25 protein-coding genes and 1 pseudogene are annotated in these 22,509 nt (G+C 62.9%); 21 read left to right on the top strand and 5 right to left on the bottom strand.

The genetic code is table 11. The features are described 5' to 3' along the window. The first annotated feature begins 474 nt into the window (after positions 1-474). The 13 genes and pseudogenes from HT051_RS02465 (at position 475) to leuD (ending at position 10,641) form a co-directional block, all read left to right on the top strand. Positions 475-921, top strand: a complete 447-nt coding sequence (locus HT051_RS02465) for an SH3 domain-containing protein (RefSeq protein WP_174540568.1) — start codon at positions 475-477, stop codon at positions 919-921. After that, positions 921-2,429, top strand: coding sequence for a signal recognition particle protein (ffh, locus tag HT051_RS02460; protein WP_174540567.1), 1,509 nt, complete (start codon positions 921-923; stop codon positions 2,427-2,429). Before HT051_RS02465 ends, ffh begins: the two co-directional genes overlap by 1 nt. A 70-nt stretch (positions 2,430-2,499) precedes the next feature. Next, positions 2,500-2,991 carry a 30S ribosomal protein S16 gene (gene rpsP, locus HT051_RS02455; protein ID WP_174540566.1) on the top strand — a complete coding sequence of 164 codons (492 nt, stop codon included), beginning with the start codon at positions 2,500-2,502 and terminating at the stop codon, positions 2,989-2,991. 6 nt (positions 2,992-2,997) lie between these two features. Next, positions 2,998-3,549: a ribosome maturation factor RimM gene (gene rimM / locus HT051_RS02450; RefSeq protein ID WP_174540565.1), complete on the top strand. Its 552-nt coding sequence runs from the start codon at positions 2,998-3,000 to the stop codon at positions 3,547-3,549. Continuing rightward, positions 3,546-4,262 carry a tRNA (guanosine(37)-N1)-methyltransferase TrmD gene (gene trmD / locus HT051_RS02445; protein WP_174540564.1) on the top strand — a complete coding sequence of 239 codons (717 nt, stop codon included), beginning with the start codon at positions 3,546-3,548 and terminating at the stop codon, positions 4,260-4,262. The genes rimM and trmD overlap by 4 nt, the downstream gene beginning before the upstream one ends. A 116-nt stretch (positions 4,263-4,378) precedes the next feature. Next, positions 4,379-4,645, top strand: a complete 267-nt coding sequence (locus HT051_RS02440; protein WP_174540563.1) for a hypothetical protein — start codon at positions 4,379-4,381, stop codon at positions 4,643-4,645. Between the two features lie 249 nt (positions 4,646-4,894). After that, positions 4,895-5,344 (top strand): annotated as a pseudogene (rplS, locus tag HT051_RS15255) (50S ribosomal protein L19); the annotation flags it as partial. 403 nt (positions 5,345-5,747) lie between these two features. Continuing rightward, positions 5,748-7,178, top strand: coding sequence for a 3-isopropylmalate dehydratase large subunit (leuC, locus tag HT051_RS02430; protein WP_174540561.1), 1,431 nt, complete (start codon positions 5,748-5,750; stop codon positions 7,176-7,178). A 115-nt stretch (positions 7,179-7,293) separates the two neighbouring features. Next, the gene (locus tag HT051_RS02425; RefSeq protein ID WP_174540560.1) at positions 7,294-8,055 is read left to right on the top strand and encodes a class I SAM-dependent methyltransferase; all 762 of its coding nucleotides are present in this window, start codon (positions 7,294-7,296) and stop codon (positions 8,053-8,055) included. Further along, entirely contained in the window at positions 8,052-8,456 is a 405-nt protein-coding gene (locus HT051_RS02420; protein WP_174540559.1) for a metallopeptidase family protein, read from the top strand. The genes HT051_RS02425 and HT051_RS02420 overlap by 4 nt, the downstream gene beginning before the upstream one ends. A 162-nt stretch (positions 8,457-8,618) precedes the next feature. Next, entirely contained in the window at positions 8,619-9,281 is a 663-nt protein-coding gene (locus HT051_RS02415; protein WP_174540558.1) for a hypothetical protein, read from the top strand. Positions 9,282-9,450: 169 nt separating this feature from the next. After that, the gene (locus tag HT051_RS02410) at positions 9,451-9,978 is read left to right on the top strand and encodes a hypothetical protein (RefSeq protein WP_174540557.1); all 528 of its coding nucleotides are present in this window, start codon (positions 9,451-9,453) and stop codon (positions 9,976-9,978) included. A 57-nt stretch (positions 9,979-10,035) separates the two neighbouring features. Further along, positions 10,036-10,641: a 3-isopropylmalate dehydratase small subunit gene (gene leuD, locus HT051_RS02405; RefSeq protein WP_174540556.1), complete on the top strand. Its 606-nt coding sequence runs from the start codon at positions 10,036-10,038 to the stop codon at positions 10,639-10,641. 243 nt (positions 10,642-10,884) lie between these two features. Here the strand turns inward: leuD and HT051_RS02400 are convergent, their stop codons facing one another. Continuing rightward, on the bottom strand, positions 10,885-11,304 hold the full coding sequence (locus HT051_RS02400) for a hypothetical protein (protein ID WP_174540555.1): 420 nt from the start codon (positions 11,302-11,304) through the stop codon (positions 10,885-10,887). An 85-nt stretch (positions 11,305-11,389) separates the two neighbouring features. Here HT051_RS02400 and leuB point away from each other — a divergent pair, with 85 nt between their 5' ends. Both leuB and HT051_RS02390 read left to right on the top strand, forming a co-directional pair. Beyond that, entirely contained in the window at positions 11,390-12,496 is a 1,107-nt protein-coding gene (gene leuB, locus HT051_RS02395; protein WP_174540554.1) for a 3-isopropylmalate dehydrogenase, read from the top strand. Between the two features lie 10 nt (positions 12,497-12,506). Continuing rightward, on the top strand, positions 12,507-13,211 hold the full coding sequence (locus HT051_RS02390) for a hypothetical protein (RefSeq protein WP_174540553.1): 705 nt from the start codon (positions 12,507-12,509) through the stop codon (positions 13,209-13,211). A gap of 25 nt (positions 13,212-13,236) precedes the next feature. Here HT051_RS02390 and HT051_RS02385 read toward each other — a convergent pair whose 3' ends face one another. After that, positions 13,237-13,608, bottom strand: coding sequence for a DUF962 domain-containing protein (locus tag HT051_RS02385; protein ID WP_208454361.1), 372 nt, complete (start codon positions 13,606-13,608; stop codon positions 13,237-13,239). 197 nt (positions 13,609-13,805) lie between these two features. On the opposite strand from HT051_RS02385, the gene HT051_RS02380 reads away from it, so the two are divergent. Continuing rightward, positions 13,806-14,192, top strand: coding sequence for a DoxX family protein (locus tag HT051_RS02380; protein ID WP_174540551.1), 387 nt, complete (start codon positions 13,806-13,808; stop codon positions 14,190-14,192). A gap of 34 nt (positions 14,193-14,226) precedes the next feature. Here HT051_RS02380 and HT051_RS02375 read toward each other — a convergent pair whose 3' ends face one another. Continuing rightward, entirely contained in the window at positions 14,227-15,594 is a 1,368-nt protein-coding gene (locus HT051_RS02375) for a sorbosone dehydrogenase family protein (protein WP_174540550.1), read from the bottom strand. A 217-nt stretch (positions 15,595-15,811) separates the two neighbouring features. Here HT051_RS02375 and HT051_RS02370 point away from each other — a divergent pair, with 217 nt between their 5' ends. Then, complete coding sequence (locus HT051_RS02370; RefSeq protein WP_174540549.1) at positions 15,812-16,837, top strand: aspartate-semialdehyde dehydrogenase; 1,026 nt, start codon at positions 15,812-15,814, stop codon at positions 16,835-16,837. Here HT051_RS02370 and HT051_RS02365 read toward each other — a convergent pair. Together HT051_RS02365 and HT051_RS02360 are read right to left on the bottom strand one after the other, a co-directional pair. Then, on the bottom strand, positions 16,806-17,933 hold the full coding sequence (locus HT051_RS02365; RefSeq protein WP_174540548.1) for a hypothetical protein: 1,128 nt from the start codon (positions 17,931-17,933) through the stop codon (positions 16,806-16,808). The two genes, HT051_RS02370 and HT051_RS02365, sit on opposite strands and share 32 nt — an antisense overlap. A 175-nt stretch (positions 17,934-18,108) precedes the next feature. Further along, entirely contained in the window at positions 18,109-18,801 is a 693-nt protein-coding gene (locus HT051_RS02360) for a carbonic anhydrase (RefSeq protein ID WP_174540547.1), read from the bottom strand. Between the two features lie 334 nt (positions 18,802-19,135). Between HT051_RS02360 and HT051_RS02355 the strand changes: the two genes are divergently transcribed. The 4 genes from HT051_RS02355 to pqqA all read left to right on the top strand — a co-directional run bounded on the left by HT051_RS02355 (position 19,136) and on the right by pqqA (position 22,302). Continuing rightward, positions 19,136-20,335, top strand: a complete 1,200-nt coding sequence (locus HT051_RS02355) for an NAD-dependent formate dehydrogenase (protein WP_174540546.1) — start codon at positions 19,136-19,138, stop codon at positions 20,333-20,335. A 205-nt stretch (positions 20,336-20,540) separates the two neighbouring features. After that, positions 20,541-21,926: an OFA family MFS transporter gene (locus tag HT051_RS02350; protein ID WP_174540545.1), complete on the top strand. Its 1,386-nt coding sequence runs from the start codon at positions 20,541-20,543 to the stop codon at positions 21,924-21,926. Positions 21,927-21,947: 21 nt separating this feature from the next. After that, positions 21,948-22,076: a hypothetical protein gene (locus tag HT051_RS15200; RefSeq protein WP_256396039.1), complete on the top strand. Its 129-nt coding sequence runs from the start codon at positions 21,948-21,950 to the stop codon at positions 22,074-22,076. A 136-nt stretch (positions 22,077-22,212) separates the two neighbouring features. Next, positions 22,213-22,302: a pyrroloquinoline quinone precursor peptide PqqA gene (gene pqqA, locus HT051_RS02345; RefSeq protein WP_069094653.1), complete on the top strand. Its 90-nt coding sequence runs from the start codon at positions 22,213-22,215 to the stop codon at positions 22,300-22,302. Positions 22,303-22,509: the final 207 nt, after the last annotated feature.

Here is a 22,509-nt window from a genome sequence, read left to right as displayed (position 1 = left end):
TAATCGCTTGCTTCTCCGAAACATTATGCGATGGGGTAACGGCCAAGCATTTGCGGCGATTCTGCCACAGTTCAGACAAAATCCGCATCGGGCTCGGTCGACAATCGGAAAAGCTCGCGCATTGGTTGCGTTTTGGCGATCGCCGGTCGATCCGCGCCGATGCAGCGCTTTGCTTGACTTTGCTGCGGCGCTCCCGCAAAACCCTTTCCAAATTCTCGGTCGCTCGAATTTTTGAGCAGCCGCCTTACACAGTCTTGTTAGCGCTACCGCGCTCCGCGCTACTTGAGCGCGAAGTACGATAGATAGCCAATATCGTGCTCAAGTAGGCCAGAGGCCGGTAGCACCCAGACAAGAGGGAGGTAAGGGGGTCAACATCCGTCAGCGCGATGCGCCCACGGATGCGCTACTGCTTTGTCTGGACGTTTTCCGGGCGAAAGCAGTGCTCAAGAACGCGGCCATAGAAGGATATGGACGATGACGAACCTGCGCGGCGAGACGCTGCCCGATGCGCTGAAAGGCACCGCCTTCGCGGCCCTGCTCGCGCTCGGCCTCGGCGCGTCCGCAAGTCTCGTCCCGGCGGAAACCCACGCCGAGCCGCGCACCATTCCGGTGATCGCCGGCCAGAATGCCGGTTATGACGCCTGCGGCACCGTCGGCCAGGTCGCAGGGCTTGATCCCAATGGCGACGGCTTCCTGGCCGTCCGCGCCGGGCCGCAATCGGACTACGACCTTCTGGATAAGCTGCAGAACGGCGAATACGTCTATGTCTGCGATCAGAGCGGCAAATGGTACGGCGTGGTCTATGGCCCGCCCGGCCGGGATTGTGGGGTCACCCATCCCTGGCCGCAAGCCGCCGCCTATAAAGGCCCCTGCTTCTCCGGCTGGGTCTTCGGAAAATACATAAGAGAAGCTGCCGGCTAATGTTCGAAAGTCTTTCAGACCGCCTTTCAGGCATCCTCGACAAGCTCACCCGCCGCGGCGCGCTCACCGAAGCCGACGTCTCCGAGGCGATGCGCGAGGTGCGCCGCGCCTTGCTCGAGGCCGATGTCGCCCTCGACGTGGTCAAGGATTTCGTCGCCCGGGTGAAGGAGAAGGCCGTCGGCCAGGAGGTGGTGAAATCCGTCGCCCCCGGCCAGATGGTCATCAAGATCGTCAACGACGAGCTGATCGAGACCCTCGGCAAGGACCCGGTTCCCGTCGACCTCGCCGCCCCGATCCCGGTGGTGATGATGATGGTCGGCCTGCAAGGCTCCGGTAAGACCACCACCACCGCCAAGCTCGGCCGCCGCCTGCAGAGCCGCGACAAGCAGAAGGTCCTGATGGCCTCGCTGGATACGCGCCGCCCGGCCGCCCAGGAGCAGCTCAAAGTGCTCGGCGAGCAGGCCGAGGTCGCCACCCTCCCCATCGTGGAGGGCGAGGACCCGGTCACCATCACCAAGCGCGCGGTGAAGGCCGCCAAGCTCGGCGGCTATGACGTGCTGCTGCTCGATACCGCCGGCCGCACCCATATCGACGAAGAGCTGATGGCCGAGACGGCCGCCATCGAGAAGGAAGCCCACCCGCACGAGACGCTTCTCGTCGCCGATGCCCTGACCGGCCAGGACGCCGTTAATCTCGCCAAGAGCTTCGACGAGCGGGTCTCGCTGACCGGCATCGTGCTGACCCGGATCGACGGCGACGGGCGCGGCGGCGCGGCGCTTTCCATGCGCGCCGTCACCGGCAAGCCGATCAAGCTATTGGGCACCAGCGAGAAGCTGGATGGCATCGAGGATTTCCACCCCGACCGTATCGCCAGCCGCATTCTCGGCATGGGCGATGTGGTCAGCCTGGTGGAGAAGGCGATCGAGAATGTCGAGGTGGAGAAGGCCGAGGCCGCCGCGCGCAAGATGCGCAAGGGCACCTTCGATCTCGACGACCTCTCCGATCAGCTCGAACAGATGAAGAAGCTCGGCGGCATGGGCGGGGTGCTCTCCATGCTGCCCGGTATCGGCAAGATGAAGAAGCAGATCGACGCCGCCAATCTCGACGACAGCGTGCTGGTGCGCCAGCAGGCGATCATCTCCTCGATGACCAAGCGCGAGCGCAAGAATCCGAAGCTGCTCAACGCCTCGCGCAAGAAACGCGTCGCGGCGGGCTCCGGAACAAGCGTCCAGGACATCAACAAGCTGGTGAAAATGCACCGCCAGATGGCGGACATGATGAAGAAGATGGGCAAGCGCGGCGGGCTCGGCGCCCTGTTCGGCGGTGGCGGCGTGCCCCAAGAGATGCCCGAAGAATTGCCGGAAGGCCTCCCCGACAAGCTGCCGCCCGGCCTCGCCGGCGGCCTGCCCCCGGGGCTCGGCGGCATGGGGGGCATGGGCGGAATGCCCGGCATGCCGCGCGGGCTGCCCGGCCTTCCCAAGCAGAAGACCAAGTTCAAGAAGAAATGAGCTTGTTCGACCCCAAACAGACGAATTGAGATTCAAGACCCAAGTTTAAGAGCCAAGGAGCAAGAAAGACATGTCACTGAAGATCAGGCTGGCCCGTGCCGGCGCCAAGAAGCGGCCCTTCTACCGCATCGTGGTTGCGGACTCCCGTTCCCCGCGCGATGGCCGCTATATCGAGAAGATCGGCACCTATAACCCACTGCTTCCCCGCGATTCCGGCGAGCGCGTGCAGTTTTCCGAGGACCGCGTGAAGCATTGGCTGGAAGTTGGCGCCCGTCCGACCGACCGCGTGCATCGCTTCCTTGACGCCGCCGGCATCCTGAAGCGCGAAGCCCGCAACAACCCGCAGAAGGCCCAGTGGGGCAAGAAGCGCACCGAGCGCGAGGAAGAGCGCAAAGCCGCCGAGGCCGAGGCCGCCGAAGCTGCCGCCGCTGCGGAAGAAGAGGCCAAATCCGCCGCCGAGACCGCCGCTGACGATGCGGCTGCGGCCGAGGAGGAAGCCTCCGTCGAGGCCGAGGATCAGGCCGCTGTGGAAGCGGCCGACGAGGCCGAAAAGGCCGAGTAGCCTAAGATGAGCGGAGACGGCAAGCCGGTGGAGCGCCTCCTCCTTGGCGAGATCGGCGCCCCCCACGGGCTTCGCGGCGAGCTCCGTCTCCGCTCCTATACCGCCGTGCCGGAGGATATTGCCGGCTACGGCCCGCTTGAGGATGAAAGCGGGCAAAGCCGCATCCAGATCGCCAAGCTGCGCCAGGGGCCGAAGGGCCTTCTGGCCCGCTTCAAGGGCGTCGAGTCCCGCGAAGCTGCCGAACGCCTGACCGGCACCAAGCTCTATATCGACCACGACAAGCTTCCGCCCAGCGAGGAGGATGAGTGGTATTATGCCGACCTCATCGGGCTTGCCGTGATCGAGCCCGACGGGACGGCCATCGGCGATGTGGTGGCGGTTCACGATTTCGGTGCCGGCGATCTCCTGGAGATTGCTCCGACCGCTGGCGGACCGACCGAGCTTCTTGCCTTCACCTTGGAGACCGTCCCGGAAGTCGATATCGAAGCGGGCAAGATTACCTTTATCCGCCCGACCGAATTCGCCGCCCGCCAAGGGGCGGAAGGGGAGGAAGAATGACCACGCAATCGAAACAGCCCTGGCGTGCCAAGGTCCTGACCCTGTTTCCGGAAATGTTTCCGGGGCCGCTCGGCTTGAGCCTGGCCGGCCGTGCCCACAAACAGGGCATCTGGTCCCTGAACGTCCGCGATATCCGCGACTTCGCCACCGATAAGCACCGCTCCGTCGACGATACCCCTGCCGGGGGCGGCGCCGGCATGGTGATGCGCCCCGATATTGCCACCGCCGCCATCGATGCGGGGCGCGAGGCGGTGCCCGACGCGCCGGTCTTCTATCTGAGCCCACGCGGCAAGAAGCTGACCCAGGAGCGCGCCAAAACCCTGGCAAAAGGCCCCGGCGTGGTCCTGCTTTGCGGCCGTTTCGAGGGCGTCGACCAGCGCGCTTTGGAGGCCCGCGAGGTGGAGGAGATCTCCATCGGCGACTACGTGCTCTCCGGCGGCGAGCTCGCGGCCATGGTGCTGCTAGACAGCGTCGTGCGGCTGCTTCCCGGCGTTGCCGGGAACCAAATCTCGCTGGACCAGGAAAGCTTTGCGGAGGGGCTGCTGGAATACCCGCAATACACCAAGCCGCGAGAATTCGACGGCCGGAAAATCCCGGAAATTCTACTTTCCGGCGACCATAAAGCCATCGACGAATGGCGCCGCGAGCAGTCGGAGAAGCTCACGAAAGAGCGCCGCCCCGACCTTTGGGCGAAGCGTAAAACCTGCGACTGATAGCCCCGGATATCCCCATCGAAATGAAATTTGATATATCAAGGGCTTGATCCTTTTCTTCCGCCGCCCTTAAGTGGGCCCTGTGCCGAATGGAGCATCCAGGGGGACCGATTTAGATGAAACTATCCAGTTCCGCGGTGTTGATGTCCGCTGTCCTTCTCCTGTCGTTTGCAGGGCCGGCCAACGCCGTCACGGACCGTCAGAAACGCGATTGCCGCACCGAATATAACAAGTATTGCAGCGCTTACGACGTCGAGAGCCAGGGCCTTCGCGCCTGCATGCGCAAGGTGCGCTTCCAGCTCTCCGACCGCTGCATCGATGCGCTGGTCGCCGGCGGCGAGGTCACGCCGAACATGGGCGCCAAGCTGAAGGCGGCCAGGTAGCGGCCAAGTAAGCGGCGCACCGCCGATCGCAGAAATTCGAAGGTGCGGCTTCGCCTGAGCCGCACCCGATGCTTTGTAGCGCTTCCCCGTAGACAAACCGGCCGCTTTCCACTAGAACCCGCGGGAGTTTCGCGGGCTTTCGTCGTTTTTCGGCGCCCCGGAACGTTTCAATCAAAAAGAATGACGTTCGCTGACATCGGCCCGTTTTAGAGGCCGGGCGGCAGGCGTCCCGCAAAAGGAATGCGACCGATGAATATTATCGACGAGCTCGACCGCGAGCAGATTGCCGAACTTGCCAAGCAGCGTTCGGTGCCGAAATTCCAGGCCGGCGACACCCTTCGCGTCAATGTGAAGGTGGTGGAAGGCGAGCGCAGCCGTATCCAGGCCTATGAAGGCGTCTGCATCGGCCGCGCCGGCGGTGGCCTGCACGAGAACTTCACGGTCCGCAAGATTTCCTATGGCGAGGGCGTCGAGCGCGTCTTCCCGGTCCATTCCCCGCTGATCGATTCCATCGAGGTGGTGCGCCGCGGCAAGGTCCGCCGTGCCAAGCTCTACTACCTGCGTGGCCGCCGCGGTAAGGCCGCCCGTATCCCGGAGCGGATCGACGCGCGCACCAAGAAGAAGAACGCCTTCAAGGGCTTCAAGCGGCCCAAGGGCGAGGCCGAGGATCTGAAGCTGATCGAGGGCGTGAATGCGGAGCTGGAGCGCAAGCTCAACAAGCTCGGTATCATCCATTATGCGCAGATCGCCAATCTCAGCGACGACGAGATCGGTAAGATCGACGAGACCCTCGAGCTCGACGGCTCCATCGAGCAGAACGACTGGGTCGCCCAGGCCGTGAAGCTTATGGCCGAGACCACCGCCGAAGAGGTTCCCGCTGAGGAGGAGCCTGCCGAGGAAGCCGCCGCCGAAACGCCGGAAGGCGAGGCGGAGAAGAGCTAAGGCTCTTCTTTCATCCAGCGAAATTCAGCTTGATGAGCGCGGCGAGGCAGCAGCTTCGTCGCGCTTTTTCGTTGGCCGATTGTAAATCTGCGAATGAGGGGCTATCTCAAGCCCAGACCTAGTTTAGACCGCTTACAAACTGTCAGACAGAACACCACCCATGACCGAGCAACCGCACCGTTTGAGCAACACCCCACGCACCCTGTACGACAAGATCTGGGACAACCACGTCGTCCACCAGGCCGAGGATGGCACCTGCCTCCTCTATATCGACAGGCATCTCGTGCATGAGGTGACGAGCCCGCAGGCCTTCGAAGGTCTGCGCATGGCCGGCCGCAAGGTGCATTCGCCGGAGCGGACCCTGGCCGTTGTCGACCACAACGTGCCGACCACCGACCGCACTTTCGGCATCGACGATCCGCAAAGCGCGCTGCAGGTCTCGACCTTGGCCGAGAACGCCAAGGAATTCGGCATCGAGTATTACAACGAGCTGGATATGCGCCAGGGCATCGTCCATGTGGTCGGCCCCGAGCAGGGCTTCACCCTGCCCGGCACCACCATCGTCTGCGGCGATTCCCACACCTCCACCCATGGCGCCTTCGGGGCTCTGGCCCACGGTATCGGCACCTCGGAGGTGGAGCATGTGCTGGCCACCCAGACCCTGATCCAGAAAAAGGCCAAGAACATGCTGGTGCGCGTCGACGGCAAGCTACCCGAAGGCGTGACCGCCAAGGACATCATCCTGGCCATCATCGGCGAGATCGGCACGGCCGGCGGCACCGGCCATGTCATCGAATATGCCGGCGAGGCCATCCGGGGCCTGTCTATGGAAGGCCGCATGACCATCTGCAACATGTCCATCGAGGGCGGCGCCCGCGCCGGTCTGATCGCGCCGGACGCCCAGACCTTCGACTACATCAAGGGCCGCCCGCGCGCGCCGAAAGCCGGCAACTTCGAGCTGGCGGTGCGCGACTGGGAGACCCTCTATACCGACGAGGATGCGGAGTTCGACGCCGAGATCGTGCTGCATGCGGAAAATCTGCCGCCGCTGGTCACCTGGGGCACCAGCCCCGAGCAGGTGATCTCCGTCGCCGGCTACGTGCCGAACCCGGACGACATCACTGATGAGACCAAGCGCAAAGCCGCCGCCCGCTCCCTGGAATATATGGGCCTGAAGGGCGGCGAGAAGGTCACCGACCTGAAGCTGGACCGCATCTTCATCGGCTCCTGCACCAATGGCCGGATCGAAGACCTGCGCGCCGTCGCCCAGGTGGTGGAAGGCCAGCACGTCAACGAGAACCTGAACGCCATGATCGTGCCGGGTTCTGGCCTGGTGAAGGCGCAGGCCGAGGCCGAGGGGCTGGATAAGATCTTCAAGGCCGCCGGTTTCGATTGGCGTGAGCCCGGCTGCTCCATGTGCCTGGCCATGAACCCGGACAAGCTGGCGCCGGGCGAGCGTTGCGCCTCCACCTCGAACCGCAATTTCGAGGGCCGCCAGGGCCGTCTCGGCCGGACCCATCTGGTCTCGCCGCAAATGGCTGCCGCCGCGGCCATCGCCGGCCATTTCGTCGACATCCGCCAGCCGCACTAATCCGCATCGCGTTCATCGTCATGGCCGGGATCGCTCCCGGCGTGACGATGCTCTCCTCGTCCCGCACCCCTCGCGGTGACTTCGAAGAATGCCAAAGAAAGCGCTCGCGCCCGCTATGACCATGACCTCCCTGGTACAGAAGAAGTTTGGTGACGCGGCTGCCGACTATGCCGCCTCCGCCGTCCACGCAACCGGCCCCTCTCTGGCCCGCCTCGCCGAGCTGATCGAGCCGCAAGCCCATTGGCGGCATCTCGACATCGCAACCGGCGCAGGCCACACCGCGCTGCTGTTCGCGCCCCGCATCGCCGAGGCGACCGCCAGCGACATCACCCAGGAGATGCTGCGCCAGGCGGAGCGCTTGGCTTCCGAGCGCGGCCTCGAGAACGTCGTGACCGCCACGGCGCCTGCCGACGACCTGCCCTTTGACGACGCCAGCTATGACCTCGTCACCTGCCGGCTGGCCGCGCATCATTTCCCCGCACCCGCCGCCTTCGTGGCTGAAGCGGCCCGCGTCCTGAAGTCCGGCGGCGTCTTTGCCCTGGTCGACAACATCTCTCCCGCCGAGAAGGATCGCGCCGCCCGCTACAATGCCTTCGAGAAGCTGCGCGACCCAAGCCACGGCCGCGCCCTGTCGCTGCAGGAATGGACGGAGCTGGTCGACGAGGCGGGTCTTGAGCTGGAAAGCGCCGAGGTGATGGATCAGGAGATCCCGTTCGATCCTTGGGTGGAGCGCATGCGCTGCGAGCCCGAGACCATCGAGGAGCTGCGCGAGATGGCTTACGGGGAGCCCCTGACGCAGTTCCTGCAGCCGCGCGAAACCGCTGACGGCCTCATCTTCTCCCTGCGCGAGGCGATCCTCATCGCCAGAAAGCCGTGACGGCGCGCACTCCCACCCTCGAGGATTTCGAGAAGATCGCCTGGGAGGTCTTCCGGCAGCTGCCGGAGGAATTCCGCTCCCGCTGCGGCGACCTCGCCATCCGCATCGAGGATTTCGCGCAAGCCGATGCCTTACAAGCCTTAGGGCTCAGCTCGCCCTACGAGCTGCTCGGCCTCTATCACGGCGTCGATCTCGCCCGGAAAAGCAATTTCGACATTCCCGGCGGGCCGGACATGGTTTTCCTCTACCGAAAACCCATCCTCGGCTTTCAGCGCCAGGACGGCGACCCGCTGGAAGACGTTATCGCCCATGTGCTGATCCACGAGATCGGCCACCATTTCGGCCTGTCCGACGCCGATATGGAGGCGATCGAGGCCGGTGCGGGCCCCGATTCCGACTAACGCCGGATCCCGGCGAAGCCCTGCGTAAAAATTGCGCACATCCCAGGCGAAGATTCGTTGGCCAGACGGCTGCGGACATTTTATAACGATCATTATATTTCAGTTTTGTGACGCTTGATCGTCGCCTAGTCCGGTGCAGCTCGGCACCGAGAAATGCCCCCCATGAATCGCCATTCCGGCCCACTGCTCGTCCCCGCAACCCTCCTCGTCACCTTGGCGATCGGGATGACCGCCACCCCCAGCTATCTGCTGCCTCTGTTGCAGGAGAGCGGTCCGGTGGAAGGCGCCACCGCCGTGCTGTGGTTTGCGCTCGCCGCCTCGATTTTCGTGTTCGTGCTGCAGAAAGAGACCGAGCTGATGCCATTCGCCGTTTTGGCGCTTCTGGCCGGCGGCAGAGAGCTCGATATCCATCATCGCTTCACCACCGAATCCTTCACCAAGATCAGCTATTGGCTCAACATGGGCATCCCGTTCACGGAGAAGCTGATCGTGCTGGCCATCGCGTTGCCGATCGCCGCCTATATCGGCCTATCGCTGATCCGCGGCTGGCCGCGCTTGCGGGCGCGCTTTGCCGAAGGCGATCCGGCCACCTATACGCTTCTGGCCCTGGTGGTGTTCGTGGTTCTGGTGAAGCTGACCGACGCCGCCCCCCGCAACATCCGCTATTTCACCGGAGAGCACCTCAATCTGCGGCTTCAGACCGTGCTCGCTTCCGTGGAAGAGATCGGCGAGATGATGCTGCCGGCCATGGGATTCCTTGCGCTCGGCCAATTCTCGGGCGCCGAGACGCCGAGTGGCGTCAGAGCCACGCCCTCCAAAGGCTAAGCGTTGCCGGCGTGCCGCGTCGGGCTGAGAAAACACGCCTTCCGCGACATGCAGCCGATTGCCACCTCGGTGAAAGCCCCGCTATGATCCGCCGATCATGCGACTCAAACGCTTCAGACCCTTGGCCTTTCTGCTGACTGGCGCAGTTCTCGCCGGCTGCAGCACAGGCATGAGTATGGGGGAGGCCGAGCAGCCCACCAGCCTGGAGCCGAACATGATAGGGCCGGTGGCCATCACCGGACCGAGCTTGCAGCAATATGTGAAGGCGCAGCAGCCGGAAGCGACGGTGGTCGCGGCCGGCAAGATGAGTTTCGACGGCCATGCCGTCTCCTGCGGCACAAGGCCGACCGTGCTCAACCCCAAGCTGGATAGCTGGGGCGGCGCCTTTCCGGGCTATCTGATCATCAACCCGGATCGGGTGAACGGGCTTTCGACCCCGGTGAAGTTCTATATCTATCACCACGAATGCGGTCATCAGTTCATCGGTGCCAGCGAAACCGGCGCCGATTGCTTCTCGATTCGCCGCGGCGTGCGCTGGGGATGGCTTGACGATAAGGGAATGGACAATATCTGTAAGTTCATCTCCCAGTTGAAGGGCGACAGCGTCCATCCGCCAGGCCCCAAACGCTGCGAGCTGATGCGCCAATGCTATGCCGAGGCTCTCGGCAGCAAGCGGCAGGCGAGCAACCAGCGCTGAGGCGCGAAAACCGAGCCGGTGCCCGTATGCACCGTGCCCAACAGTACCGAGATAAGAATGGAAAAGTTCACCACCCTGACCAGCGTCGCGGCGCCTCTGCCGATGATCAATATCGACACCGACATGATCATCCCCAAGCAGTACCTGAAGACCATCAAGCGCACCGGCCTGTCGGAAGGTCTCTTCGCCGAGCTGCGCTATGACGAGAAGGGCAACAAGAACGAGGATTTCGTTCTGCACAACGCGCCCTACGACAAGGCCCAGATCCTGATCGCCGGCGACAATTTCGGCTGCGGCTCCTCGCGCGAGCATGCGCCCTGGGCGCTTTTGGATTTCGGCTTCCGCTGCGTCATCGCGCCGAGCTTCGCCGACATCTTCTACAACAACTGCTTCAAGAACGGCATCCTGCCCATCGTCCTGCCGCAGGAGGACATCGACAAGCTGCTGGACGATGCCTCCCGCGGCGCCAACGCCACCATCACCGTCGACCTGGAAGCCCAGGAGATCCGCGGTCCCGACGGCGGCGTGATCACCTTCGACATCGACCCGTTCCGCAAGCGCTGCCTGCTGGAAGGGCTCGACGACATCGCCCTGACCTACGAGAAGGGCGAGCACATCGAGAAATTCGAGACCGCAAACGCCGCCTCGCGGCCCTGGATCTAACGGGCCCGTCTCTCGGCGGTGCCGCCGGAGATCGCGCTTTCTTCTGCCCTCATGGTTCGAGACGCATTTGCTAACGCAAATGCCCTCACCATGAGGCGCACTTCCAGCGCCCTAGGCCGCCCGTTTCCTCGAACACGGCGCTTGGCTCCGACAGCCTCATCCTGAGGGCGAGCTTGCAGTCGGCGAGCAGCGCGGCCGCGCGCGAGCGTCTCGAAGGAGAGGCTGTCGGCACCTTTCCGCCACCTAATCGAACGGGACGGGTTCGCTTTCCTTGGTCAGAAGCGTCTCGCCGTCGCGGCTGACCTCGACCTTCGCCGTGTAATCCCCTTCCGGCCAGCCGCCGGCCGGCACGCTGGCCTTTCCGGCCTGAAGCAGGACTTTTGTCTCGCCCGGCTCCACCTCGCGGGTGTTGTACATCAGGGACCGGCCGCGGTTCATCAGATCCAGCCGCAGCGTATCGCCGGGCTTCAGCCCGTCCGCCAGCACGTAGGCGACACCGGCCGTGTCGTAATGCGGCTTGGCGATCTCGGCACCGCCGGTCAGCTCCGCCTCGTCCAGCGGATGGTCGGCCAGCCCCAGCGACACGATTTTTGCCTCATGCGACTGCGCCGCCCCAAGCGGCACGCAGATCAAGACGAGGACAAAGAGCACCCTTGTCAGCATTCTTCTCTCCCGCTACGCAGGCCCCAGAATTCGATCCTACCGGGCCCAATGCGGCCCATCCTTAGCACAAGGCAAAGTTCACTTCATGGCCCGCTACAATATTCTTCTTCTCCCCGGCGACGGGATTGGCCCCGAGGTAATGGCCGAGGTCGAGCGTTTGATCCAATGGGTCAACGAGACCGGCGAGGCCGAGCTGACCACCGAGACCGAGCTGGTCGGCGGCTGCGCTTACGACGCCCACGGGGAAGCGATCTCCGACGAAGCCATGCAGAAGGCGCTCGCCGCGGACGCGGTGATGCTGGGCGCGGTCGGCGGGCCGAAATGGGACGGCGTTGCCTATGAGAAGCGCCCCGAGGCCGGCCTGCTGCGCCTGCGCAAGGATCTGGAGCTGTTCGCCAATCTGCGCCCCGCCATCTGCTATCCGGCCCTGGCCGATGCCTCCTCGCTGAAGCGCGACCGGGTCGACGGGCTCGACATCATGATCGTGCGCGAGCTGACCGGCGGCGTCTATTTCGGCGAGCCCAAGGAGATCACCGATCTCGGCAATGGCCAGAAGCGCGCCGTGGATACGCAGGTCTACGAGACCTACGAGATCGAGCGCATCGCCCGCGTCGCCTTCGAGCTGGCGGCCAAGCGCGGCAACCTGGTCCACTCCGCCGAGAAGCGCAACGTGATGAAGACCGGCGTTCTGTGGAACGAGGTGGTCACCCGCATCCATAAGGACGAGTTCCCCGAGGTCGAGCTGCAGCACATCCTGGCCGATAACTGTGCCATGCAGCTGATCCGCTGGCCCAAGCAGTTCGACGTCATCGTCACCGACAATCTGTTCGGCGACGTGCTTTCCGACGAGGCCTCCATGGCCGCCGGCTCCCTGGGCATGCTGCCCTCCGCCTCTCTCGGCGCCGAGGACGAGAACGGGCATCGCAAGGCGCTCTACGAGCCGGTGCACGGCTCGGCCCCGGATATCGCCGGACGCGGCCTCGCCAACCCGATCGCCACCATCGCAAGCTTCGCCATGTGCCTGCGCTACTCGCTGGATCTCGGCGATCTCGCCGACAAGATCGAGGCGGCAATCGCCGATGTGCTGGACAAAGGTTACCGCACCGCCGACATCATGCAGGAGGGCGGCAACGAGGTCGGCACCAGCCAGATGGGCGATGCCATCCTCGCCAGCCTGAAGGCGGCCGGATAGGGAGAGAGCCATGGCTTCGGGGGCGGCATTTCGGGCTCTAGCGATTGCGGCCTTCACCCTGTGGAGCGCCGCCGCAATCGCCGAGGAGCCGCCCGAGCCGCTGGCCGACGAGGCCGCCACCGAACGGGCAGCAGTGCCGGAAAAGCCCGAAGCGACGGAACGCCCGCCGAAGCTCACCCCTGCGGAGAAGGCCGAGAAGCAAAGCCGTATGGCCTGCAAGATCGAGATCTGCTCGATCCTGAAAACCCAGCAGCTTGAGGGCCCCGACGTCGCTTGCGATATCGTCAAGACTTGGCGCGAGAAGGACATCGAGAAGATGACCGGCGGCCATGTCTCCTGGCCCTGGGGCAAGGCGGTGTGCCGATCCAAGCTGAAGCTGGAACGCGCCGCGCTGGCCAAGGCGATGAGCCGGCCGAACTTCCAGGTCTCCATGGAGACCCAGACCGTGCGCTGCGCCCTCTACCGCAAGGGCGGCAAGCCCTACCAGATGCGCATCGACCTTTCGCCCAAGGTGACGTTCAAGAACGGCAAGGCCAGGGAAGCCAGCATCAATTGGGGCGAGATGGATGCGCCCACCGCCATCTATCCGGTGATCTACGCTGGCACCGGACTGGACAATTCCAGCAATTTCCTAGGCCCGGTGGTGGTCGACCTGGTCAACGAGTTCACCACCAAGAAATGCGCGGAAGTAAAACGCGAGCTGCCTGAGGAGTAGCGGCGCGCGACCGCCCGGGAACGGCTCAGTCGCTCCGCGCTTCGGCGCGCTCCGCCCCATCCGGCATCTCGGCGATCCCCGCCGCGGCAAGCTCCGTCCCGAGCCGGCCCGCATACCACAGCCAGGTCATGCGCAAATCGGCGGCGAAGGACCAGAATGGGTGGGCAATCATCGAAGGCCGGTTCTTCTCGACCACGAAATGGCCGAACCAGGCAAAGCCATAGCCGATCAGAACCCCGGCCAGGATCAGCAGCGGCTGAAACTCCACGATGGCCGCCACCACGCTGACCACCGCCACGGTGGTGCCGAAGAAATGCAGCGCCCGCGTGCCGGGACGTGCGTGATCGCGCAAATAGTGATGCCAGAACGCATCGAAACTCTCGGACTTTTTCGACAAGACATCCCTCCTAAGATCGCCCCCTAACAGCCGCATCCTAAGACTCGCCCCTGGTGACAGTTTCAGGTGCAGATGACAAGAGCGCGCGCAGGGCGTGCTAAACAGCGTTGCGGTTTATGGTTAAGCTCACGCCGCCCTGTCTTCGCGGAGAAGCACATCAAAAACCCGGCAGGGCGCCTTTTAGGGAGGGAAATGAAATGTCCGAAAGCGCATCGCCTTACTTGCGTTTCGTCGGTCGCGTGCTGCTGGCCATCCTTTTCATCTACGCAGGCTGGAACAAGATCGGCGGCTATTCCGGCACCCAAGCCTTCATGGAAAGCCAGGGCGTGCCGGGCATGCTGCTGCCGCTGGTCATCCTGCTGGAGCTTGGCGGCGGGCTCGCCGTGCTGCTCGGCATCTTCACCCGCTGGTCGGCCCTGGCCTTGGCCGTCTTCTGCATCCTGGCCGCGATCCTGTTTCACAGCCCGGCCGACCCCAAGCAGATCACCGGTTTTCTGAAAGACATCTCGATTGCCGGCGGCTTCCTGGTGCTGGCCGCTGCCGGACCCGGCGCCTTCGCGCTAGAGAGCTTGCGGAGACGCTAGCCGCACGGAAACAAGGCGGGGCGGCCTCGTCGGACTACGGGGCCGCCGCCGCTTGTCTTGCCGATCCGCTGACCCGCCAGATCCGGTTGCCGACATCGTCGGCGACCAGCAGCGCGCCGGTCTTGTCGAACGCCACCCCGACGGGCCGGCCGTAAGCCTTGCCGTCATCGCTCAGGAAGCCGGTCAGCACATCGACCGGCTGCCCCACCGGCTTGCCGCCCTCGAACGCGACGAACACCACCTTGTAGCCGGAGCGCGGCTTGCGGTTCCAAGACCCGTGCTCGCCGACAAACGCGCCGTTTGCGAAATCCGCCGGCAGGGAAGACGTCTTGGGCGCAAAGGCGAGGCCCAGCGCGGCGACGTGATTGCCCAGCGCATAATCCGGCACGATCGCCTGCGCCACCAGCTCCGGATTTTGCGGGCTCACCCGGTGATCGACATGATCGCCCCAATAGCTGAACGGCCAGCCATAGAAACCGCCCGGCTGCACCGAGGTGAGGTAATCGGGCACCAGATCGCTGCCCAGCTCGTCCCGCTCGTTCACCACCGTCCAGAGCATTTCCGTCTCCGGCTCGAAGGCGAGCCCCACCGGATTGCGCAAGCCCGAGGCATAGATGCGCGACATGCCGCTCTCCCGGTCGATCTCCAGGATCGCCGCCCGGCGCCGCTCCGCCGCGAGCCCATTCTCCGCCACATTGGAATTGGAGCCGACCCCGACATAGAGCTTCGCCCCGTCCGGGCTCGCCACCAGGCTCTTGGTCCAATGATGATTGATCGGCCCGCCCGGCAGCTCTGCCAGCGTCTCGCCTTTCGCGGTCATCTCCGTCTGCCCGTCCTCGTAAGGAAAGCGCACCACGGCATCGGTATTGGCCACATAGAGCGAGCCGTTCACCAGCGCCATGCCGAACGGCGAATGCAGGTCTTTCAGGAATACGGACTTGGTCTCGGCGACGCCGTCCCCATCCGCGTCCCGCAGCAAGACGATCCGGTCGGGGCTTTGCACCTCGGCCCCGGCGGACCGCATCGCTATGCGCGCCACGATGGATCTGATCTTCCCCATCAGCCCGCCGCCGGAATTATCTTCCGGCTGTTCCGGCGCATTGGTCTCGGCCACCAGAACATCGCCGTTAGGCAGCACATAGAGCCAGCGCGGATGCTCCAGCCCTTCGGCGAAAGCGTTGACCTGCATCCCTTCCGCCGGCGTCGGCACAACCCCGTCGGGCCAGCCTTGCGCCTTGGCGAGATTGACCGTGGGAATGAAGGACTTGGTCGGCGCCGGCAAGGTCGGGTTCGGTCCTTGCGTCGCCTCCTCCGGCAGTTTGGAACTGTCGCCGCATGCGGTGATCAGGCTTGAAAGCAGTCCGATGATCAGCCCCCTGAATACGAGCTTCCCGATACCCATCGATTGCGAGACTCCTGTTTGCATTGCCAGGGCCAACGCGGAACCCGAGCCGAGGTTGCGCGGTTTTCCGCCCTTGCAGCCACCCCCCTCGGCTTTACATTAGAGGTAGCTTCCCATACATCGGCCCCAAGGCTGACATCGGTCCAACGGCTGAGGCCATGATCGCAAGGCCCCGGGCAGGTTAAAGCCCGGCACCACCAATCAGGAGAGTTATTCCATGGGTTACAAGGTCGCCGTCGTCGGCGCCACTGGCAATGTCGGGCGCGAGATGCTCAACATTTTGGATGAACGGCAATTCCCCGCCGACGAGGTGTTCGCCATCGCCTCGCGCCGTTCCGTCGGCGTCGACATCTCCTACGGTGACAAGCTTCTGAAGTGCAAGGCGCTGGAGGATTTCGACTTCTCCGGCGTCGATTTCGCCCTGCTCTCCGCCGGCGGCAGCATCTCCAAGGAATGGGCGCCGAAGATCGCCGCTTCCGGCTGTCTGGTGATCGACAATTCCTCCTACTGGCGCACCGATCCGGACGTGCCGCTGATCGTGCCGGAGGTCAATGCCGACGCCGTGGCCGGCTTCACCAAGAAGAACATCATCGCCAATCCGAACTGCTCCACCGCCCAGCTCGTGGTGGCGCTGAAGCCGCTGCACGACGCCGCCACCATCAAGCGCGTCGTCGTCGCCACTTACCAATCGGTCTCCGGCGCCGGCAAGGAAGCGATGGATGAGCTTTGGACCCAGACCAAGGGCATCTACGTCACCGATCAGCCCGAGCCCCATAACTTTACCAAGCAGATCGCCTTCAACGTCATCCCCCATATCGACGTCTTCATGGAGGACGGCGCCACCAAGGAAGAGTGGAAGCTGATGGTGGAGACCAAGAAGATCCTCGACACCAAGATCAAGCTGACCGCGACGGCGGTGCGCGTGCCGGTCTTCGTCGGCCATGCCGAGGCGGTGAATATCGAGTTCGAGAAGCCGATCACCGCCGATCAGGCGCGCGAAATCCTGCGCGAATCCCCCGGCCTCCTCGTCGTCGACAAGCATGAGGATGGCGGCTACGTCACGCCGGTCGAATGCGTCGGCGATTACGCCACCTTCGTCAGCCGCGTCCGCGAGGATTCCACCATCGATAACGGACTGAATATCTGGGTGGTTTCCGACAACCTGCGCAAGGGCGCCGCTCTAAACACGGTGCAGATCGCCGAGACGGTGATCAATCGCGGGCTGCTGAAGAAGGCGGCTTAGAGGGGCCAACAGACGCCTCTAAACGCGGCGCGCGCAGTTTGCCGATAGCAGTGCACAAAATTTCATATATTGCCCGCGCGTCCCGATAGTCGCGTTCACCTGGCTCGGACCACGGGTTTGCTTTCGCTCTCCTCCCAGGATGAACGTTATTTCTCATCGTACGAAGCAGGTGAGCAAGATCAGCGGAATTGTACACGTAGGATTCCGATTCAACCGGCCTAAGCCAACCTGCCTCGTCGCATACTCTAATCAACTCGTCGAAACTCCACATAGTAGGATCGTCAGGCCGGCGAGGCCTGTAGTTTCTCTCAAGGCTACGCGCAATTCGGGCTGCCTTTTTTGGTGATCCAAGACACCTCAGGATTAACAGTCCTTCGGTAGCTGCCCCCAAAGAAGTCACCGCTGCACCGAATGCAGAAATTTCAGATGATTTCTTGGATTCTTTTTCCAAGTGGACAACTATATCTTTGATGGAGTGAAAATATTCGTCCGCATGATAAACAGAACGGCGCCCCCGCTCTCTTAGTTCGTCAAATTTTTTTGGATTATCCCGCTTCAGATCAGCGAGTTCATCCAACTGAAATTGACGTAGTGCCGCAACGAAATGAGCGTCTAAAATTTCCTCAAATCTATCATTCAGCTTTACATAAGCATCGGGAGCGTCCCCTATTTCCCAATATTCTTCCTCTGAAAGGCCATAATTTTTCTCAATTTCTTCCATTGCTTCGGAAAGAGGCTTGAGGTCGCTAGCGTAAGCCCCATCACGAAAGTTCGTATCGTGAAATGCTTCTACAGGCACAACAGCGAAAAGGACGAACTCTTCCTTTGTTATTCGCCGAGACGCATAGAGTATTTTTGCTAATTCGACCTGCTTGCTAGCCTCATGGAAGTCTCCCCAATTAGATTTCTTCCGGTCGCCTTCTGACGCGAGCACATCAACAAGTTGGTTGAGGGCACGCTCTCCCAGCGCGCGCTGATCAAGGCGATCAAGGGCCTCAAAGTATGAATGACGGCCATCGTACTTCCTTGGCAACTTAGCCAACGGCCGGAGCGCCTGCTTTCGAACCCAGGCGGATATTTCGTCGTCCGATACCATGGGTCGACCCCATTCCTTGGGCTAAATTGGAGCCAATTTATGAGCTCCAACGCAGCTTTGAGGATCAATGCTCTACTGGCTAGTAGCCGGTCCGGGCGAAAAACTAGGCCTCCCGCTTCGAGAAGGGCACCTTCCGCGCGCCCTTTAGGGTGATGGTCGACTCGGAACCGCCCCTCTACCCCACAGCCTCGTCTTCGACCACGGCGACGAAGCGGTCGCTCTCCGGATCGAGCCCGATCAGCTTGCCGTCGGCAATGTCAAAATGCAGCCCGTGCAGCGACACCAGCCCCTCCGCCTCGCGTTCTTTCAGCGCCGGGAAGGTGCGCAGCTTGCCGAGCGAGGAGCGAATGCCGGCAAGCTCCAGCGCCGTGTCGGGCCCATACATGGCGATATCGTCGTCATGCATCGAAACGCCTTTCAGCAGCGTCATCCAGCGGGAAATGAAACTGTCGCCACCGCCGAGGAAGCTGGTTCCGCTCTCGTGATCTTCGGCCGGCCCCTGGCCGTCCGCCGCCTCCATGCTCTTGCGGAAGGCGGCGATGCCGCCGCAGCGCGAATGGCCGAGGATGATGATATGCGGCACCTTCAAGCCCAGCACCGCAAACTCCATCGCCGCTGAGGTGCCGTGATAGAAGCCTTCCGGCTCGTAAGGCGGCACCAGATTGGCGACGTTGCGCACGATGAACAGCTCGCCCGGCTGGGTGTCGAAAATCTTCGAGACATCCACCCGCGCATCGCAGCAGGCGATCACCAGCGCGGCCGGCGTCTGGCCTAGCTCCGCCAGTTGCCGGTAGCGCCCGCGCTCGGGCTCATAGACGTCTTTCCGAAAGCGCTTGTGACCTTCGATCAAGTCCTTTGGTAGCGGCACGCCTATTCCTCCTCAAATTCTCAAACCGGCGAAACATTTCAGGCTCAAATCCGTTTGTCTAGCAAGGCGCGAACGATAGAGGATCCCTATCGGGTGTTTCCGATCATCCTCTTGATTCATAAGGCGCATAAATTCAGACTTTGAAAGTCGGAATATAATAAGCGCGGCCGGAAAGGCGCCCCCGACACAGGAAACGCGAAGGATATGGCACGGCTCACCCAGCCCAGCCCGATCCAACGTAGCAGCGACATGGCAGCCAGGTCGTTGGCGACCGCTCACGTCTTGTGACGGGCGGTAGGGACCGGCTTGCCTCAAGCACCAAGGAGTGACACTGATGGCTAAAGTCGTATGCGTTCTTTACCCCGATCCCGTCGACGGTTATCCGCCGGCTTATGCGCGGGACGACATCCCGAAAATCGACCACTACCCGGACGGCATGACCACGCCGACGCCGAAATCCATCGACTTCAAGCCGGGCGAGCTGCTCGGCTGCGTCTCCGGCGAGCTGGGTCTTCGCAAATATCTCGAAGAAAACGGCCACGAGCTGGTGGTGACCTCCGACAAGGAAGGCCCGAACTCCCGGCTCGACCAGGAGCTGCCCGATGCCGAGATCGTCATCTCGCAGCCCTTCTGGCCGGCCTATATGACGCGCGAGCGCATCGAGAAGGCGCCGAAACTGAAGATGATCGTCACGGCAGGCATCGGCTCCGATCACACCGATCTGGAAGCCGCCATCGAGCGCAACATCACCGTGGCGGAGGAGACCTATTCCAACTCCATCTCCGTCGCCGAGCATGTGGTGATGCAGATCCTCAGCCTGGTGCGGAACTACATCCCCTCCTACAAGTGGATCGTCGACGGCGGCTGGAACATCGCCGATTGCGTCGAGCGCGCCTATGACGTGGAGGGTATGCATGTCGGCACCGTGGCCGCCGGCCGCATCGGCTTCGCGGTGCTGAAGCGGCTCGCCCCCTTCGACATGCATCTGCACTACACCGACAAGCATCGCCTGCCGACGGAGGTCGAGGAACAATACAACCTCACCTTCCACGAGACCGTCGAGGACATGGTCAAGGTCTGCGACGTGGTCACCATCAATGCCCCGCTGCATCCGGAGACCGAGCATCTCTTCAATGACGAGCTGATCGGCAAGATGAAGCGCGGCGCCTATCTGGTGAACACCGCCCGCGGCAAGATCTGCGACCGCGACGCGGTGGTGCGGGCCCTGGAGAGCGGCCAGCTCGCAGGCTATGCCGGCGATGTCTGGTTCCCGCAGCCGGCGCCGAAGGACCATCCGTGGCGGACCATGCCCCATCACGGCATGACGCCTCATGTCTCCGGCACCACCCTGTCGGCCCAGGCCCGCTACGCCGCCGGCACCCGCGAGATCCTCGAATGCTATTTCGAGGGCCGGCCGATCCGCGACGAATATCTCATCGTCGATAAGGGCCATCTGGCCGGGACCGGCGCCAAATCCTACACCGCCGGCGATACCACCGGCGGCGCGGAGGAAAGCTTCCGCAAGGCGAGCTAGAGATGACGGCGGGGTGCGAAACGGGCACCCCGCCTGTCACATCGATCCAATCGACACATGGTAGAAAGGCCGGGCGTTTTCGCGTCCGGCCTTTTGCCGTTCGCGGCAACGGCTCAGGAAGCTTTGCCTTGCGGTTCAAAGCTGAGACCGTCAAACTACGCGTAAGCCCAAAGAAAAAATCCGGGCAAATACTAGGGGGAAACAAATGACAGACAGTGCAGGCACCCAAAGTGCCGGCGGCTGGTTCAGCCGCGACAATATCATCGCAAAACCTGGATTTAGCCGCTGGCTGGTGCCGCCTGCTGCACTCTGCGTGCATCTGTGCATCGGCCAGGTCTACGCCTTCAGCGTGTTCAACCTGCCGATGACCAAGCTGATCGGCATCACCGAATCCGCGCCCGGCGACTGGAAGCTCACCGAGCTCGGCTGGATCTTCTCCATCGCCATCGTGTTTCTCGGCATCTCCGCCGCCTTCACCGGCACCTGGCTGGACCGGCAAGGACCGCGCAAGGCCATGTTCATCGCCGCGCTCTGCTTCGGCGGCGGCTTCCTGATCTCGGCGCTCGGCGTCTATGTGCATCAGCTCTGGCTGATCTATCTCGGCTATGGCGTGCTCGGCGGCTGCGGTCTCGGCATCGGCTATATCTCGCCGGTGAAGACGCTGATGACCTGGTTTCCCGACCGGCCCGGCATGGCCACCGGTATGGCCATCATGGGCTTCGGCGGCGGCGCGATGATCGCCTCGCCCCTGTCGGTCTGGCTGATGGCGCAATTCTCCACCCCCACCCATATCGGCGTGGCGGAGACCTTCCTCACGCTCGGCCTGATCTATCTGTGCTTCATGATGGTGGGCGGAACCATCGTCCGCGTGCCGCCCAAGGGCTGGGAGCCGGAAGGCTACGTGCCCTCGACCAAGCCGAAGAAGCTGGTCACCGACGCCGACGTCCATGTCGATACCGCGCTGAAGACGCCGCAATTCTACCTGCTCTGGGCCATCCTCTGCCTCAACGTCACCGCCGGTATCGGCGTGCTCGGCCAGGCCTCGGCCATGAGCCAGGAGATGTTCCCCGGCAAGATCTCCGTCGCCGCGGCGGCGGGCTTCGTCGGCCTGCTCAGCCTGTTCAACATGCTGGGCCGCTTCTTCTGGGCCTCGACCTCCGACTATATCGGCCGCCGCACCACCTACATGATCTTCTTCCTGCTCGGCATGGCGCTCTACGCCGCCGTGCCCTGGACCGGGGAGGTCGGCTCTGTGGCGCTGTTCGTTGCCCTCTACGCGGTGATCATCTCCATGTATGGCGGCGGCTTCGCCACCATCCCGGCCTATCTGAAAGATATCTTCGGCATCCGCTATGTCGGCGCCATTCACGGCCGCCTGCTCACCGCCTGGTCGGCGGCGGGCGTCTTCGGCCCCGTGCTGGTGAACTATATCCGCCAGTATCAGATCGACCACGGCGTGGCCAAAGCCGACGCCTACACCATCACCATGTACATCATGGCAGGGCTGCTCTTCTTAGGCTTCCTCTGCAACCTGGTGATGCACTCGGTGCATGAGAAGCATCACGAGAAACCCGAGGAGGCCCGCGCGTAACCCGCGCAGGAAGGAGAAAACATGAGCGAAACCACCGATGTCTCGGCTCAAAACAAGGTAAAGCTGGTCTTCGCCTGGGCCTTTGTCGGCATTCCCCTGATCTGGGGCGTGTCGCAAACCTTGGCCAACGCCATGCAGCTTTTCCAATAGCCGGCAGGCCCTGCGTCAATCTGTCTTAATCGGCCTGTCAGATTCTGTTCATCTGCGAGTCATGCCGTTCTCATTGGCGCTGACCACATAATCCTCAGTAGGTCGAACGCGACCTCAAACCAAAAGGAGACTGACCATGAAGACCTGGCTGAAACCCGAGATCACCGAGTCCGAGGCTGGTATGGAAGTGACGTCTTACCTTCCGGCCGAGCTGGACCGCGCTTAATCGTTCGATCGATTGAGTGAGTCTTGAAGGGGGCGGCTCCTGCTTAACGCAGGCGTCGCCTTTCTTTTTATATGCGCTACCGGCCTCTGGCCTACTTGAGCGCTTTTTTGTGTGCGCTACCGGCCTCTGGCCTACTTGAGCGCTTTTTTGTGTGCGCTACCGCCCGCTGGGCTACTTGAGCGCTTGTTTTGTGCGCTACCGCCCGCT

It is taken from the genome of Methyloligella sp. GL2, from assembly GCF_013341275.1.
GTDB lineage: Bacteria > Pseudomonadota > Alphaproteobacteria > Rhizobiales > Methyloligellaceae > Methyloligella.
The sequence above is the reverse complement of the archived record's forward strand: the minus strand, read 5'-3'. Positions and strand labels throughout refer to the sequence as shown.

Bases quoted from the DNA above. Each gene is read 5' to 3' on its own strand.
- HT051_RS02440 (WP_174540563.1), top strand. From the start codon at position 4,379: ATGAAACTATCCAGTTCCGCGGTGTTGATGTCCGCTGTCCTTCTCCTG.
- HT051_RS15200 (WP_256396039.1), top strand. From the start codon at position 21,948: ATGAGCGAAACCACCGATGTCTCGGCTCAAAACAAGGTAAAGCTGGTC.
- pqqA (WP_069094653.1), top strand. From the start codon at position 22,213: ATGAAGACCTGGCTGAAACCCGAGATCACCGAGTCCGAGGCTGGTATG.
- HT051_RS02355 (WP_174540546.1), top strand. From the start codon at position 19,136: ATGGCTAAAGTCGTATGCGTTCTTTACCCCGATCCCGTCGACGGTTAT.
- rimM (WP_174540565.1), top strand. From the start codon at position 2,998: ATGAGCGGAGACGGCAAGCCGGTGGAGCGCCTCCTCCTTGGCGAGATC.
- HT051_RS02410 (WP_174540557.1), top strand. From the start codon at position 9,451: ATGAGTATGGGGGAGGCCGAGCAGCCCACCAGCCTGGAGCCGAACATG.
- HT051_RS02390 (WP_174540553.1), top strand. From the start codon at position 12,507: ATGGCTTCGGGGGCGGCATTTCGGGCTCTAGCGATTGCGGCCTTCACC.
- leuC (WP_174540561.1), top strand. From the start codon at position 5,748: ATGACCGAGCAACCGCACCGTTTGAGCAACACCCCACGCACCCTGTAC.
- HT051_RS02425 (WP_174540560.1), top strand. From the start codon at position 7,294: ATGACCATGACCTCCCTGGTACAGAAGAAGTTTGGTGACGCGGCTGCC.
- HT051_RS02465 (WP_174540568.1), top strand. From the start codon at position 475: ATGACGAACCTGCGCGGCGAGACGCTGCCCGATGCGCTGAAAGGCACC.
- leuD (WP_174540556.1), top strand. From the start codon at position 10,036: ATGGAAAAGTTCACCACCCTGACCAGCGTCGCGGCGCCTCTGCCGATG.
- HT051_RS02415 (WP_174540558.1), top strand. From the start codon at position 8,619: ATGAATCGCCATTCCGGCCCACTGCTCGTCCCCGCAACCCTCCTCGTC.
- HT051_RS02380 (WP_174540551.1), top strand. From the start codon at position 13,806: ATGTCCGAAAGCGCATCGCCTTACTTGCGTTTCGTCGGTCGCGTGCTG.
- ffh (WP_174540567.1), top strand. From the start codon at position 921: ATGTTCGAAAGTCTTTCAGACCGCCTTTCAGGCATCCTCGACAAGCTC.
- HT051_RS02365 (WP_174540548.1), bottom strand. From the start codon at position 17,933: ATGGTATCGGACGACGAAATATCCGCCTGGGTTCGAAAGCAGGCGCTC.
- HT051_RS02375 (WP_174540550.1), bottom strand. From the start codon at position 15,594: ATGGGTATCGGGAAGCTCGTATTCAGGGGGCTGATCATCGGACTGCTT.
- HT051_RS02350 (WP_174540545.1), top strand. From the start codon at position 20,541: ATGACAGACAGTGCAGGCACCCAAAGTGCCGGCGGCTGGTTCAGCCGC.
- rpsP (WP_174540566.1), top strand. From the start codon at position 2,500: ATGTCACTGAAGATCAGGCTGGCCCGTGCCGGCGCCAAGAAGCGGCCC.
- leuB (WP_174540554.1), top strand. From the start codon at position 11,390: ATGGCCCGCTACAATATTCTTCTTCTCCCCGGCGACGGGATTGGCCCC.
- HT051_RS02370 (WP_174540549.1), top strand. From the start codon at position 15,812: ATGGGTTACAAGGTCGCCGTCGTCGGCGCCACTGGCAATGTCGGGCGC.
- HT051_RS02400 (WP_174540555.1), bottom strand. From the start codon at position 11,304: ATGCTGACAAGGGTGCTCTTTGTCCTCGTCTTGATCTGCGTGCCGCTT.
- trmD (WP_174540564.1), top strand. From the start codon at position 3,546: ATGACCACGCAATCGAAACAGCCCTGGCGTGCCAAGGTCCTGACCCTG.